The organism is Paenibacillus anseongensis (assembly GCF_009757995.1).
Classification (GTDB): domain Bacteria; phylum Bacillota; class Bacilli; order Paenibacillales; family NBRC-103111; genus Paenibacillus_E; species Paenibacillus_E chondroitinus.
Genome location: NZ_WSEM01000006.1, coordinates 1 through 13884 on the forward strand (window position 1 = coordinate 1; position 13884 = coordinate 13884).

Consider the following 13884-nt stretch of genomic DNA (forward strand, 5'->3'; position numbering starts at 1 on the left):
CAACTAGCTAATGCGCCGCAGGCCCATCTATAAGCCACAGATTGCTCCGTGTTTCATGACTCTCTCATGCGAGAAAACCAGTTATCCGGTCTTAGCTATCGTTTCCGATAGTTATCCCAGTCTTATAGGCAGGTTGCCTACGTGTTACTCACCCGTCCGCCGCTAAGCACCGAAGTGCTCCGCTCGACTTGCATGTATTAGGCACGCCGCCAGCGTTCGTCCTGAGCCAGGATCAAACTCTCCATAATAGAAAAGCTGATTGTACTCATTGACTTGCTAGCGAGATTTTGCAATCTCATTTATAGTCGATTACTCGACTGTGCTTACTCACTCGTTGTTCAGTTTTCAAAGATCAAGAACTCTTGTCCTATCCGCTCTCTTTCGAAAGCCGGAAGTTCAATATACCATACTAACTTTAGTTTTGCAACTTGTTTTTCTCAAGTTACTCGTTATTCCCGCATGTCTCAGCGGCAACTTTTATAAGATAACATAGATGCCGCTTCCGAGTCAACCCATATGACAACTGTATTTTCCTTCCACCTATAACAAGGTCAGTTTTAATCCAACAAGCAGAAGAACACCCGGTACACCTAGCACCGTTACTGTTCCTAGTGTAGCTGTATTAATCGGCAAATCCACCTGTGTATAGGTGCTCAGCAAATTTAAAGCATATAGCAGGAAGGCTGCTACAACAACATTTAACGTCAGACCAGACAATAATCTGCCAGCCCCTCTGTTACGCAATACGGTAACCAGCAGCAATAGTGAGGATAGTATGAGTAATCCCCATACCGCATATTTAATATACACGTCTACACCTCCAGTAATCGATCAGTGTCAATCATGCTCAGATTTAGCCTTTTAGCCTGCTTGATGAGCATTTCAAATCTCTTCTCAGCCGCCTCCATCGCATAGATGGCATAGTCAATCTGATCCTTGTCCAAGGCAAACTCAAAATGCGCCTGAGCTGCCACCCAATTCGCATGTGCCGAACGGATCTCTTGCAGCAGCAATTGCTTGTCCCGCAGAAGTTCCTCTTTTGCCCCTTTTTTCGTCTGTGGATTCTTCCTTCCGTGCATACCTAACAGAGCTGGTCTCATCAGCAAACCTCCATGACCCCAAATACGGGTTAATCTACCCTTATGCTTATGGGGGAAATAGAGCAAATAGAACTATGCACTTCTTTTCGCGAAACAAAAAAAGAGAGCTCTGCAGCTCCCTTTTGCATGATTAACGGGTATTTATAATTCCCTGCGGCCTTCCATGGCTTTGGACAGTGTTACTTCATCGGCATATTCCAAATCTCCGCCAACAGGCAGTCCGTGCGCGATACGCGTAACCTTCAGGCCAAACGGCTTCACTAACCGAGACAGGTACATGGCTGTAGCTTCACCTTCAATATTCGGGTTCGTGGCCAAAATTAATTCCTGTACGGTTTCATCCCCTAACCGCTTGAGTAACTCGGCGATATGAATTTGATCGGGTCCGATCCCTTCCATAGGGGAAATTGCCCCATGCAGGACATGATAATAGCCTTCGAATTCTTTGGTGCGTTCCAAAGCAACCAAGTCCTTAGGCTCCTGTACGACGCAAATGACAGAACCATCCCTGTTCTTATCTTGACAGATCCGGCAAGGATCGACATCGGTAATGTTGCAGCAGACGGAACAGTAGTGGAGGTTTCTTTTTACGTTGACGAGCGCCTTCGCAAAATCAATCACATCTTCTTCTTTCATACGAAGTACATGAAAAGCAAGGCGTCCCGCCGTCTTGGGGCCTACCCCCGGCAGGCGGGAGAAAGCGTCGATTAACTTAGAAATCGGTTCGGGGTAGTACAAAGGAAGTTCTCCCTCATCTTTCAGAATCGTAGCTCATGGTTGTGATTAGAACAAACCAGGGATGTTCATGCCACCTGTGAATTTGCCCATATCTTTGTTCGCGATTTCTTCCGCTTTGGTCATCGCGTCATTGACAGCTGTAAGCACAAGGTCTTGCAGCATTTCAACATCATCCGGATCAACCGCTTCAGGCTTGATTGTGATGCTTTGTACTTTCTTGTGTCCATTCACTGTACAAGTAACAACGCCGCCGCCAGCTGTGCCTTCAATGATTTTCGTGCCCAGTTCTTCTTGAGCCTTCATCATTTGCTCTTGCATTTTCTTCACTTGTTTCATCATTTGGTTCATGTTATTCATTTTGTTTGCTCCTTTGTATTTAGTTTAGTCTTCTTTAATGGTCACTAAATCTTCGCCAAACAGTTGAATTGCTTCTGAGATCCACTCCTCTTTGGGAGGAGATCCCGGGCTGCCTTCTTCCGCCACAAGCTCCAGAACTTCAGGCGCGCTGGTAGTCGCATCACTCTTGGCGTCGTCCCACTCCTTGCGCATAACCGTAAGCAAGCGCATGGACTTGCCGAATACTGAGCTGAGCACTTGCTCGATAATGAGTTTGTTCTCCGGTTTCTCTGTGGTGTTACGGTGCATTTCATTCTTGAACGCAACCAATACCACATCATCGAGCATCGAGACCAGATCACCGTTCACAAACCAAGCATGGACAGTAATCTTTTTCTCCTTGACCAGACCCAGTACTTGACTCCATTTCATTAGAGCTGCCTTGGTATCCGGACCTTCCGAGGCCTTCAGGTACCCATCGAGCTTAATCCCTGACTTCTTGGACGGCGCAGAGGCCACCGGCATTTTGGGAGCTGGTTTCGTTTCAACGGCCGCACCCGATACTCCCGATTTTAACAGTCCTGCTATCTGATCTTCAAGTTGTTTGAGCTTCTGGGTCATTTGAGCAAAAAGATCGCCTTGCGGCATCCGGCTTCCCGGATCTGCCCCTGCGCTGACAGCCGTATGTCCTTCGCCGCTATGACCGCCGCACATTTTCATAATTGAAATCTCGAGCAGGGTTTGGGGCTGGACGGAATACTTCATCTCACTCTGATAGTGATTCAGTATTTCTATCATGCCCATCATTTCGTTTGGCGTAAAATGGCTGGCAATTTCACTGAGCTCGCGCATATCGAACACGCGTTCTGTAATGACCGGCGAATTCGGCACCATACGAACCATGAGCAAATCGCGGAAATAATTAATCAAATTCTCGATGCATTTGTCTGCGCTTTTACCTTCCTGCATGAACGTATCAATTAGCTCTAGCGCGGCGCCAAGGTTCTTGTCTTTGATACAAAGCACGAGCTTCTTGAATTGATCGGAAGCCACCCCGCCGGTGATGGACAATATGTCCGAGAGCTGCACTTCCCCTGTTGCAAAGGAGGTCGCTTGATCCAGAAGGCTGAGCGCATCGCGCATCCCGCCATCGGACAATCTCGCAATATAATGGAGCGCTTCCTCGTTAATGGAAATCTGCTCCTGATCACAAATATATTTCAGCCGCTGCACCTGATCATCCATCGAAACACGGCGAAAATCAAAGCGCTGACAGCGAGAAATAATCGTTGCCGGAATCTTATGCGGCTCCGTCGTCGCTAGTATGAACATCACATGGGCCGGCGGCTCTTCAAGTGTTTTGAGCAGTGCGTTGAAAGCCTCTGTAGTCAGCATGTGCACTTCATCGATGATATAGACCTTCTGTCTGACTTCGGTAGGAGCATACTTGACTTTATCCCGAATATCCCGAATTTCTTCAACACCGCGGTTAGAAGCAGCGTCAATCTCAACGACATCCATGACAGCGCCATCCGTGATGCGTTCACAGGCAGAGCAAGCATTGCACGGCTCTTCAGCTGGACCGTTTAAGCAGTTAACTGCTTTGGCTAATATTTTGGCCGTACTTGTCTTCCCTGTTCCCCGTGGTCCGTTGAACAAATAAGCATGGGTAAGGCGATTTTCTCGCAAAGAATTCTGCAGTGTCTGCGTGATATGTTTCTGACCGACAACCTCACGAAACGTCTGAGACCTCCACGTTCGATATAGAGCAATATGTGCCATAGTGTTCCTCTCCATTAATCCCTGCGTGGAATGCTGAATCCATTATACTATATCGCAACAGGGGATGAAATAGAGGATCAAACATGGAATCCAGATCTGATGCGGATAGACAAAATAAAAAACGCCTCAAAAGAAGGCGTCCAAGTTCAAAGTCATATGAGATTACATTATAAACCGTGCACCTGTTATTGATAAAGTGATACAAGCGAACTCTTATCGTTAGCTCAAGTCAGGCAGCCCCTCGGCACATGAAACATCTCACTTACGGCTGCTTCCTTCCAGACCTGACCGGGTTCATGAGCATTCATTGCGAAGGACCCAACTCTCAACACCACGTGTAAGAGCCAGACCTCACATCACAGTACCGCTAACAGGAATTCAACCCCGCTACAGCGGATTGCGAGTTACAGGGCACCGCTACCTCCCCGTCTAGCACAGTAAAAATAGTATAGCTGATTCACCTGTAAATAGCAACTAAGGGGGAAAATATACCTGATCGCCTTGATCACCTCGACATTTTCACCGTTGTTTTGTAACGCGGCATATTGGTATCAAAAGCGTTTTGCACTTGAGAGCGAAGCTCTTCAACTTGTGCCGCCGTCAAGTTCGGCTTTGCTTTTATTTTCACACGAGCATTAGGTCCGTTGATGGCAATATTGGACTTCTCGATTCCTTGAAACTGTGCGAGCACATTTTTCATTAAATTCGAATCATCCTCGTAGTGATGATACGTAGGATTCAGCGGGTCGTTTGGATTCACATTGGTGATGCCCAAATACCCGTCCCGCTTGTAATTTTGCGCTTTATAATTGCCCGTATCCGTCTGCGGCGGGTTTTTGTTACTCGAATTGATGCCGCACCCGGCCAAGCTCATGGTAAGCAGGATGGCTAAGGTTATTCTTCGCATACCTTTGAACATAAAAACACCTCCCATTGGACTCTAAGTCTAAACTTAGGATGACCAAGGGAGGACGTCTTATGCTGATTGGCAGCAAAGTAATTGATACCAATTAGATTCCGTATTTCTTTTTGAACTTGTCGACACGGCCGCCTACATCGATAAACTTTTGTTTACCAGTGTAGAAAGGATGGCAATTGGAGCAAATCTCAACGCGAAGATTTTGCTTGATTGAACCCGTTTCGAACACATTACCACAAGCGCAAGTCACTGTGGTTGCATGATAAGTAGGATGAATACCTGCTTTCATGTTGGTTCACCTCTTTCCGCCCTGAATCATTTGCTGAATCAGAGTTAATGGACGTACCTTAGGTACTTTTGCATTGTAGCATATTCGCAAGTTCGAATGCAATGGAAAAACGAGTGGAAACCCCTAACTTAGAGAACCATTGTCGTATTTCTGTCGCTGGCGTAGAACTTTGGCGTATGCGAGTAAGATCCAAGCACAACATCCGGCAATTCCTGCTCGAAAATCTCAATCATTTGCTTCATGCCAAGCAGCTCGCCCCGAGCCTTAGGGATAATCCCCAAATAACTTTCAGGGTCAATATTCAGGTTGCGCAATTGAATTAATTTTAATCCCGTTCTTCGCACGAATTCGATCATAGCCTCAATCTCTTCTTCCCGATCCGTTACTCCAGGGAAAACAAGATAATTGATGGAAGTAATGACACCTTTGTCCGTTGCATAGCGAAGAGATTTCTCTACATTTTTCAGCGTATAAGCTCTAGGCTTGTAATAGGCGTTGTAGTGATCGTCCAAAGCACTGATCGTACTCACACGCATCAGGTCAAGCCCGGCGTCTACGATGCCACGGATATGGTCTGTCAGCCCTGCATTCGTGTTGATGTTGATGTAGCCCATCTTCGTTTGCTCACGAACCTGCTTGATAGCCGGAATAATAAGCGCCGCTTGTGTACTAGGCTCACCTTCACACCCTTGTCCGAAGGAGATGATGCTATCAGGCGTGCGTAGATGCTCCAGCATGATTTGCGTGATCTCTTCGATCTGAGGCTTAAAATTCATACGCGTCTGCGGAGCCACAAAGCCGCTCTCATCCGGTTGTTCCGATATACATCCGAAGCAGCCTGCGTTACAGGAATAGGAGACCGGAACAGCGCCTTCCCAACGCTGCAGGAAGGTATTCGAAGCGGTCAGGCACTCATAACCGAGTGCGCAGTTGGATAAGTGCGCGTACAAGCGGTTTTCCGGATACTTGGCCGTCAAGGTTTTGACCTGGGACTCCAGCTCCGTCACATCGCAATGAATCGGATTCCAGAAGTAGGGATTATCCGATAGTCGAGCAGCTACATAGAAGGCATCATCCTTCCATACAACAGCCGTATAACCGAACAGCGGCAGCGCCTTGGTCTTGTCGGATTTGACGTAACCAGGAAGCAGCAGGCGGGTAAACCCCTGCGGCAACAGTGCACCCACAGCATGATAATCGCCTGGCACCAGCTTCATATCGCCAGTCTCAGCATCTATGCCTACTGGCCGTGTAAAAGGAAGACTGACAAGCGTCGCCCCTTCGGGCAGCGGAATCAATTCGTCTTCCATAATTTCTGTTATCATTTCAGCATTTCGACCAAGCGCCAAAAAATCCGGGTGGTCAAAAACGTTTCCTTGTGAGTCTGAATAAACCAAATTCATAACGGTACTCCTCTTTATGCGTTAACGCATCTTCCGCATCTCCTTAAGATGCTGAGTTTTTCACTTTTCCTTTGCTTGCCCCTGTTGACGTTGAAGCGCCTGTCGATGGAGAAGCCAAAGAATCCAGGAACTCTTGATTCGTTTTCGTTTCGGCAAGTTTTTTGATGAAGGACTCGGTGTATTCGTGCGAATCGTTCATGCCTTTGCGGAGCGCCCATACCTTCTCGAGTTCGTCTTTGCTCAGCAACGCCTCTTCGCGGCGCGTACCGGATCTGCGAATATCGATAGCAGGGAAAATACGGCGTTCCGCCATTTTACGATCCAGATGCAGCTCAAGATTACCTGTCCCTTTAAATTCCTCGTAGATGACGTCGTCCATACGCGAACCCGTCTCCACAAGTGCTGTAGCGAGAATTGTTAAGCTGCCGCCTTCCTCGATATTACGGGCAGCACCGAAGAAACGCTTCGGACGATGAAATGCGCCAGGATCAATACCACCGGATAGTGTCCGGCCTGTTGGCGGAACTACAAGGTTGTAAGCCCTAGCCAAACGAGTGATGCTGTCCAGCAAAATAACAACGTCTTTCTTATGTTCAACTAAACGCATAGCGCGTTCCAGGACTAATTCAGCAACTTTAATATGATTCTCAGGCAGCTCGTCAAAAGTAGAAGCAACAACTTCTCCTTTCACAGAACGCTGCATGTCCGTAACTTCCTCCGGACGCTCATCGATCAACAGAACGAAAAGCTCAATGTCAGGGTAGTTCGTAGAAATACTGTTGGCAATTTCTTTGAGCAGCAATGTTTTACCTGCTTTGGGAGGCGCAACAATCAATCCACGCTGGCCTAAACCTACAGGCGCAAGCAAATCCATGATGCGCATGGAAACTTTGTTAGGCTCTGTTTCAAGCGTAATACGCGTATCCGGATAGAGTGGCGTCAAGGCCGGGAAATGAAGCCGCTCAGCAGCTGTTTCCGGTTTCTCGCCATTAACCGCTTCAACCTGAAGAAGCCCGAAATAGCGCTCATTCTCTTTAGGAGGACGGCATTTGCCTGAAACAATATCCCCGGAGCGCAAATCAAATTTGCGAATCTGGGAAGCAGAAATATAAATGTCTTCTGAGCTTGGAAGATAGTTAATTGGACGCAAGAAACCAAAGCCCTCTTGAAGGATTTCGAGGACACCTTGCATAAACATTAGACCACTTTCAGCAGCTTGTGCACGTAAAATTGCAAAGATGAGTTCTTTTTTCTTCAGCGTACCGTAATATGGAATCTGATGTTTCTTAGCTAGTTTATATAATTCAGTAAGCTTGAGTACTTCAAGCTCAGCAAGCTGCATGCTCATGATTCAACCACCAAACTATTAAATTTTCAATTGGATTCTAGCATTGCCTGTTGTCTGGAACTTTATTCCTTACTCCTCGCTCTCGCGCCAAACCTCGGCACCCAGTGAAGATAAATTGAAGACTAAGTTCTCATACCCACGGTCAATAAACTCTACCCCGGACACCTCAGTGATACCGCCAGTTCTTACGCTAAGACCGGCAAGCACTAGGGATGCTCCTGCTCGCAAATCCGTTGCCCGAACCTTCGCCGAGCTAAGCTCGGAGCCTTCGATAATGGCGGAGCGCCCCTCGACCTTCATCTTAGCGCCCATCCGCACGAGCTCAGGAATGTGCTTGAAACGATTGCTGTAAACATGATCCGTTAGTATACTAACTCCTCTAGCTTGGCACAATAGGCTTGCCATTGGAGATTGCAAATCTGTTGCAAACCCTGGGTAAATTAATGCTTTTACATCGACGCTAGAATACTCAGGCTGACCTACTACACGAATGGATTCATCCATCTCATAGATATGTACACCCATTTCTTGAAGTTTCGCTGTTAATGCTTCCATATGTTTAGGAATGACGTTATCTACAGTCACATCGCCGCGCGTAGCAGCTGCTGCAATCATATACGTTCCCGCTTGAATCCGGTCAGGAATGATGGAATGGCGGCAGCCATGCATCTCCGTTACCCCTTCGATCCGAATGGTATCGGTACCAGCACCCTTGATTCTTGCACCCATCGAGTTCAACAATGTAGCTACATCTATAATTTCAGGCTCTTTCGCCGCATTTTCAATAATTGTATTGCCCTTGGCACGTGAAGCCGCCAACATAATGTTGATCGTAGCCCCTACGCTCGCCATATCCAAGTAAATCTTAGCTCCACGCAGCTCTTTGGCCCGAATTCTTAATGCGCCATTCTCATTGCTTACTTCAGCCCCTAAAGCCTCAAAACCTTTGATATGCAAATCGATTGGACGTGGTTCAAAATTGCATCCGCCCGGCAAACCGATATTCGCTTCCCCGAACCTTCCGAGCAGCGCTCCCATCAAATAATAGGAAGCTCTTAACTTCTTAACTTTTCCATTAGGCATTGGAAGAGACTTCATTCTGCTAGGATCGATCGTCATCCGATCTTCGTTCCAGTCGATGGTAGCCCCTAAATCCGTCAAAATTTCTGTATATGTAGCCACATCGCTTAAATGCGGCAGATTATCCAACGTTACCGGCGTTTCAGCAAGAATCGCAGCTGGAATAAGTGCAACCGCACTATTCTTAGCTCCGCTAATTTGAACAGTCCCTCGTAGTGGACGTCCCCCGACCACCATTAATTTCTCCAACATGATTCTCCCCCTAAATCCAGGTGCCTTCCTGTAACGCAAACTCCTCAACCTAAACGCGAATTGCAACCAAAATTGTATCACAATCTACTCAAATGAACATGAACAAATAAAAGGAAAAAAGGATATCCATAAGAAAAACGCTTACAGTCCTAGTAACAACTGAAGACAAAAAATAGAAGAAGGAAACGCCCGCAAGCATGCAAACGGCGGACATTTCGCATCCTCCGTTTGCGTCTTGCGGCATTTCCCACTGCATCTATACAATTATAATTAAGCTTGGTTGCTGCTTCCGAACAATTGAATTTTGGATTTTACAACTTCGACCATTGCGTTACGAGCTGGGGTTAGATATTTACGAGGATCATAAATTTTTGCGTCCTTGTTCAGAACTGCGCGGATCGTTTCTGTGCATGCTACTTGGTTCTCTGTGTTAACATTGATTTTACCAACGCCTGCAGCGATCGATTTACGAATCATTTCGTCAGGAACACCCGAACCACCGTGCAATACAACTGGAACTGGGATTGCTTTGGAAACTTGCTCGATAATGTCAAAATGGATGTTAGGCTCGCCAGCGTACATACCATGTGCTGTACCTACTGCGATTGCCAAACAGTCAACGCCTGTCTCTTCGTAGAAGCGGATAGCTTCTTCAGGTTTTGCAAGGTTAGCGTGCTCTTCGTCTACGGAGATGTCATCCTCAACACCACCGATTGTTCCAAGCTCACCTTCAACGGATACGCCCATTGCACGAGCCGCTTTAACAACTTCTTTCGTCAAACGGATGTTTTCTTCGAAAGAGTAGTGTGAACCGTCGAACATAACGGAGCTGAATCCTGCGCGGATACATTTCATTGCTACTTCAAAGGAGCTGCCGTGATCCAAGTGCAAAGCGATCGGCAGACCGGATTTTTTGGCTGCAGCTTCAGCAATTGCTACTGTAAATTCGATACCCATATATTTCAGTGCGCCTTCGCTAACACCGTAAATGAAAGGGGATTTCAGTTCGATTGCAGCATCCACAATCGCTTGAGCGAACTCAAGGTTGTTCATGTTAAATTGACCCACCGCGAATTTGTTCGCTTTTGCTTTAGGTAAAAACTCATTCATTGAAACCAATGCCATGTTTCTCTTCCTCCTAGAACCTTTTTGTAGTTTTGCGTAGACCGCTCTTGTCATACCTGAGTTATTATAGCACATATACTTTCAAATGATAACCAAGCCCACGCTTCTCAGCCACAAAAAAAGACCCTATGACTAGGATCCCACGGCAAAACCACTGCTTGACTCATTATTTAACTGCATATTAACCGCCATCCGCAACTCATCAATGTCAAAAGGCTTCGTGAAATGCATGATAGCACCCAGGTCCGTCGCTTCTTTAATCATATCCAGCTCACCATAAGCTGTCATCATGATCACTTTGATCGAGGCATCGATTGCTTTAACGTGCTTGAGAATATCTAGGCCATCCATACCGGGAATTTTCATGTCCAGTAATAGTAGGTCCGGCGAAGAATTTTTGACGATTTCTAAAGCCAATTTACCATTAGAGGCTTGATAAGTATCGTATCCTTCGTTGCTAAAAACCTCCATTAGCAGTACGCGAATTCCATTTTGATCATCGACAATCAGTACCTTTTTCTTCATCCGCCTAGTTCCCTCCCGAAAACGAATAACAAATCCCCTGCACTTCACAGATACATAACGTATTCGCTATTCATTTCCGTTTTCCTTCACGAGAGAGAACCAAATTGAAAACTTTTACAAATAAGTTGTTTTACAGGAGGTAGTTCACATAGCGAGTTAGCTACGCGCAATTCCTTGAGCAGCCTTCACGAATTCACGGAATAGCGGCTGTGGACGGTTCGGACGGGATGTGAATTCCGGATGGAACTGTACCGCCAAGAACCAAGGGTGGCCTGGAAGCTCCACCATTTCGACCAAACGGCCGTCCGGGGACGTACCGGAAATGCGCAAACCAGCGGATTCGATCAATTCGCGGTATTCATTGTTGAACTCATACCGGTGACGATGTCTCTCGTAAACAAGTTCATCATTGTAGCATTTCTCCGCCAATGAACCTGGAACAATTTTGCATGGATATAGTCCAAGGCGCATAGTACCGCCCAAATTCTCAATATCCTTCTGTTCTGGAAGAAGATCGATAACCGGATAAGCTGTAGTCGGATTAATCTCGGAGGAATTCGCTCCATCCAAACCTGAAACAGAACGCGCATACTCAATAACAGCCACCTGCATACCCAAGCAAATGCCGAAGAAAGGAATTTTCTTCTCGCGAGCATAACGAATAGCAGATACTTTACCTTCAATACCACGATCGCCGAAACCGCCTGGCACCAAGATACCTTGTACGCCGGAAAGCAGATCATCCACGTTGTGGTCATAAATTTCTTCCGCATTTACCCAACGAATGTTGATCTCGGAGTCGTTATCAATGCCGGCATGTCCAAGCGCTTCAACAATGCTCAAATAAGCATCATGCAAAGCAACATATTTCCCGACAATGGCGATTTCTGTCTTCTTCGTCAAGGATTTCACTTTACGAACAAGACTTTCCCACTCGGTCATGTCCGGTTCATTCGTTTTGAGCTTCAAATGGTTAACGACATAATCGTCAAGTCCTTGTTCGCGAAGCATCATTGGCACTTCGTAAAGTGTTTCTGCATCTTTACACTCGATCACAGCGGCTGGATCAATGTCACAGAATAAGGCAAGCTTACGCTTCATATCTTCTGTCAAAGAATGCTCAGTACGGCAAACAATAACGTGAGGCTGAATGCCTAAGCCGCGCAGTTCTTTCACACTGTGCTGTGTCGGTTTTGTTTTCACTTCACCTGCAGCTTTGATATAAGGAATCAGCGTAACGTGAATATACATCACATTCTCGCGGCCGATATCATTTTTCATTTGACGGATAGCTTCCAAGAAAGGAAGGCTCTCGATATCGCCAACGGTTCCGCCGATTTCAGTAATAACAACGTCGGATTGTGCCTCACGGCCCGCTCGCAATACACGATCTTTGATTTCATTCGTAATGTGTGGAATAACTTGAACCGTACCCCCGAGATATTCCCCTCTACGCTCTTTGGTAATAACGGAAGAGTACACCTTGCCTGAAGTCACGTTCGAGCTTTTGGACAGGTTGATATCGATGAAACGCTCATAATGGCCTAAATCCAAATCCGTTTCAGCTCCGTCATCGGTTACGAAAACTTCACCATGCTGATAAGGACTCATTGTCCCTGGATCCACGTTGATGTACGGATCAAACTTTTGAATCGTAACTTTCAGACCTCTGTTCTTCAGCAATCTTCCTAAGGAAGCTGCAGTAATTCCTTTGCCAAGGGATGAAACTACGCCCCCCGTAACGAAAATGTATTTTGTCACTATGTACGCCTCCTAATAGTTTTTTAGTTGAAAAATTGCAACGTACGCATACGTTTAGTAGTGCCAGATCACCGGCCTGTGTCTTTCTATGCAAAAAGCTTACAGCGTAAGCATTCGCTATCGTTGTCGTGGTGCCACTGCCTCAAATTTAGTGTCTACTAAATGAGGGTTTTCATGAAAATCTGGTGAAAAAAACAGCCTGAAAACAAAAAAAAGTGACACCCGTGAGTAGACGGGGCACTTTTTGAACGCTTGCGCGATTTGTTAAGATTCTTTTAAAGCCCATGCAATAGTTTACTCTGAACGGGCTGCGGCTGTCAAGACAAGTTATTTGTCGTCGTCATCCTCGTCATCCAGATCGGATTCATCCTCATCCAAATCGGAATCTTCGTCGAGATCGTCCTCATCCTCGTCATCAGACTCCTCGATACCTTCTTCGCCAAGATCCTCTTCGATCTCTTCATCCTCAAAGAATTCTGTATCTTCTTCCGCTTCTTCCTCTTCGGATTCCGTACCAAACGCATCGTACTCGTCTTCCTCTGCGTATGTATCTTCTTCCTCCGCGTAGATGTCCTCATCCAGATCGTCGTCTTCATCATTGATGATTCTTGGACGCTTCGCGTTACCAACCGCATCATCCGATTTCTCGACAGGGTACCAACGCTTAAGGCCCCATAGATTTGTACCTACGCAAGCAAAACGTCCATCGATGTTGATTTCCGTATATAGTTGGGCAATCACTTGCATCACATGCTGCTCGGATAACCCTTTAATTTTTGCAATTTCTGCCATCAAGTCACGGTAATAAAACGGCGTATTCGCCGATTTCAATAATTCAAACGCCAAATCCACCATCGGCATTTCGCGTGCTTGTTCTGTGGTGATTTTGAGTGTGTATTCGCTACTCATCTAAGGCACATCCCTTTCGACCGTCTTCTTCACTTCTTCTATCTACCTTATCCAATATCTTCATTAAGTAAAACCTATTTTTTCTAAAATTGCAACTACCCGCAAAAAACCTTTCGGACAGGCCCCCCCTAAAATGAATACAAGCGAAGGTCCCCCTCCGCTTGCGACTGTATCCTAAGGAAGCGGTATGAGCGAGTCACAGCCGTTTCCAGTACCTGAGGAAGAGACACTCCTGCTCGCGCCTCTCTATTTATCCTATGTAAAACCAGCACATCTGACACGGCTTCGCACCCATTTATTTCTATAAAGGCTATCAC

Annotated in this window: 14 protein-coding genes, 1 rRNA gene and 1 other RNA gene; all 16 read right to left on the reverse strand. The window is 46.3% G+C overall.

What is annotated here, in order from left to right; genetic code table 11:
* A 16S ribosomal RNA gene (locus GON05_RS05700) occupies positions 1-248 on the reverse strand; the annotation flags it as partial.
* Positions 249-540: 292 nt separating this feature from the next.
* On the reverse strand, positions 541-810 hold the full coding sequence (locus GON05_RS05705) for a pro-sigmaK processing inhibitor BofA family protein (protein ID WP_309492121.1): 270 nt from the start codon (positions 808-810) through the stop codon (positions 541-543).
* A 2-nt stretch (positions 811-812) separates the two neighbouring features.
* Positions 813-1100 (reverse strand): DUF2508 family protein, encoded by a 288-nt coding sequence (locus tag GON05_RS05710; protein WP_127457619.1) that lies wholly within the window; start codon positions 1098-1100, stop codon positions 813-815.
* 141 nt (positions 1101-1241) lie between these two features.
* Positions 1242-1838 carry a recombination mediator RecR gene (gene recR / locus GON05_RS05715; protein ID WP_127457620.1) on the reverse strand — a complete coding sequence of 199 codons (597 nt, stop codon included), beginning with the start codon at positions 1836-1838 and terminating at the stop codon, positions 1242-1244.
* A gap of 45 nt (positions 1839-1883) precedes the next feature.
* Positions 1884-2195 carry a YbaB/EbfC family nucleoid-associated protein gene (locus GON05_RS05720; protein ID WP_127457621.1) on the reverse strand — a complete coding sequence of 104 codons (312 nt, stop codon included), beginning with the start codon at positions 2193-2195 and terminating at the stop codon, positions 1884-1886.
* 24 nt (positions 2196-2219) lie between these two features.
* Positions 2220-3956 carry a DNA polymerase III subunit gamma/tau gene (dnaX, locus tag GON05_RS05725; RefSeq protein WP_157318254.1) on the reverse strand — a complete coding sequence of 579 codons (1737 nt, stop codon included), beginning with the start codon at positions 3954-3956 and terminating at the stop codon, positions 2220-2222.
* A gap of 174 nt (positions 3957-4130) precedes the next feature.
* An RNA gene (ffs, locus tag GON05_RS05730) (signal recognition particle sRNA large type) lies at positions 4131-4394 on the reverse strand.
* Between the two features lie 67 nt (positions 4395-4461).
* On the reverse strand, positions 4462-4875 hold the full coding sequence (locus GON05_RS05735) for a hypothetical protein (protein WP_157318255.1): 414 nt from the start codon (positions 4873-4875) through the stop codon (positions 4462-4464).
* A 91-nt stretch (positions 4876-4966) separates the two neighbouring features.
* Positions 4967-5164 carry a 50S ribosomal protein L31 gene (gene rpmE, locus GON05_RS05740; RefSeq protein ID WP_029197218.1) on the reverse strand — a complete coding sequence of 66 codons (198 nt, stop codon included), beginning with the start codon at positions 5162-5164 and terminating at the stop codon, positions 4967-4969.
* A gap of 128 nt (positions 5165-5292) precedes the next feature.
* Positions 5293-6567, reverse strand: a complete 1275-nt coding sequence (locus tag GON05_RS05745) for a radical SAM family protein (RefSeq protein WP_157318256.1) — start codon at positions 6565-6567, stop codon at positions 5293-5295.
* Between the two features lie 43 nt (positions 6568-6610).
* Positions 6611-7915 carry a transcription termination factor Rho gene (rho, locus tag GON05_RS05750; RefSeq protein ID WP_157318257.1) on the reverse strand — a complete coding sequence of 435 codons (1305 nt, stop codon included), beginning with the start codon at positions 7913-7915 and terminating at the stop codon, positions 6611-6613.
* A gap of 69 nt (positions 7916-7984) precedes the next feature.
* Positions 7985-9244, reverse strand: coding sequence for a UDP-N-acetylglucosamine 1-carboxyvinyltransferase (locus tag GON05_RS05755; RefSeq protein ID WP_127457668.1), 1260 nt, complete (start codon positions 9242-9244; stop codon positions 7985-7987).
* A 273-nt stretch (positions 9245-9517) separates the two neighbouring features.
* On the reverse strand, positions 9518-10372 hold the full coding sequence (fba, locus tag GON05_RS05760) for a class II fructose-1,6-bisphosphate aldolase (protein ID WP_157318258.1): 855 nt from the start codon (positions 10370-10372) through the stop codon (positions 9518-9520).
* Between the two features lie 132 nt (positions 10373-10504).
* Entirely contained in the window at positions 10505-10897 is a 393-nt protein-coding gene (locus GON05_RS05765; protein WP_079418635.1) for a response regulator, read from the reverse strand.
* Positions 10898-11053: 156 nt separating this feature from the next.
* A complete protein-coding gene (locus tag GON05_RS05770) occupies positions 11054-12658 on the reverse strand; it encodes a CTP synthase (RefSeq protein ID WP_181646500.1) in 1605 nt (534 codons plus the stop codon).
* Between the two features lie 327 nt (positions 12659-12985).
* Positions 12986-13567 carry a DNA-directed RNA polymerase subunit delta gene (gene rpoE, locus GON05_RS05775; RefSeq protein ID WP_157318259.1) on the reverse strand — a complete coding sequence of 194 codons (582 nt, stop codon included), beginning with the start codon at positions 13565-13567 and terminating at the stop codon, positions 12986-12988.
* Positions 13568-13884 lie beyond the last annotated feature (317 nt).

What these genes read in the sequence shown, in the direction of transcription:
- dnaX (WP_157318254.1), bottom strand. Translation starts at nt 3,956, where the DNA reads ATGGCACATATTGCTCTATATCGAACGTGGAGGTCTCAGACGTTTCGT.
- GON05_RS05710 (WP_127457619.1), bottom strand. Translation starts at nt 1,100, where the DNA reads ATGAGACCAGCTCTGTTAGGTATGCACGGAAGGAAGAATCCACAGACG.
- GON05_RS05765 (WP_079418635.1), bottom strand. Translation starts at nt 10,897, where the DNA reads ATGAAGAAAAAGGTACTGATTGTCGATGATCAAAATGGAATTCGCGTA.
- GON05_RS05720 (WP_127457621.1), bottom strand. Translation starts at nt 2,195, where the DNA reads ATGAATAACATGAACCAAATGATGAAACAAGTGAAGAAAATGCAAGAG.
- rpoE (WP_157318259.1), bottom strand. Translation starts at nt 13,567, where the DNA reads ATGAGTAGCGAATACACACTCAAAATCACCACAGAACAAGCACGCGAA.
- GON05_RS05745 (WP_157318256.1), bottom strand. Translation starts at nt 6,567, where the DNA reads ATGAATTTGGTTTATTCAGACTCACAAGGAAACGTTTTTGACCACCCG.
- GON05_RS05735 (WP_157318255.1), bottom strand. Translation starts at nt 4,875, where the DNA reads ATGTTCAAAGGTATGCGAAGAATAACCTTAGCCATCCTGCTTACCATG.
- fba (WP_157318258.1), bottom strand. Translation starts at nt 10,372, where the DNA reads ATGGCATTGGTTTCAATGAATGAGTTTTTACCTAAAGCAAAAGCGAAC.
- rpmE (WP_029197218.1), bottom strand. Translation starts at nt 5,164, where the DNA reads ATGAAAGCAGGTATTCATCCTACTTATCATGCAACCACAGTGACTTGC.
- rho (WP_157318257.1), bottom strand. Translation starts at nt 7,915, where the DNA reads ATGAGCATGCAGCTTGCTGAGCTTGAAGTACTCAAGCTTACTGAATTA.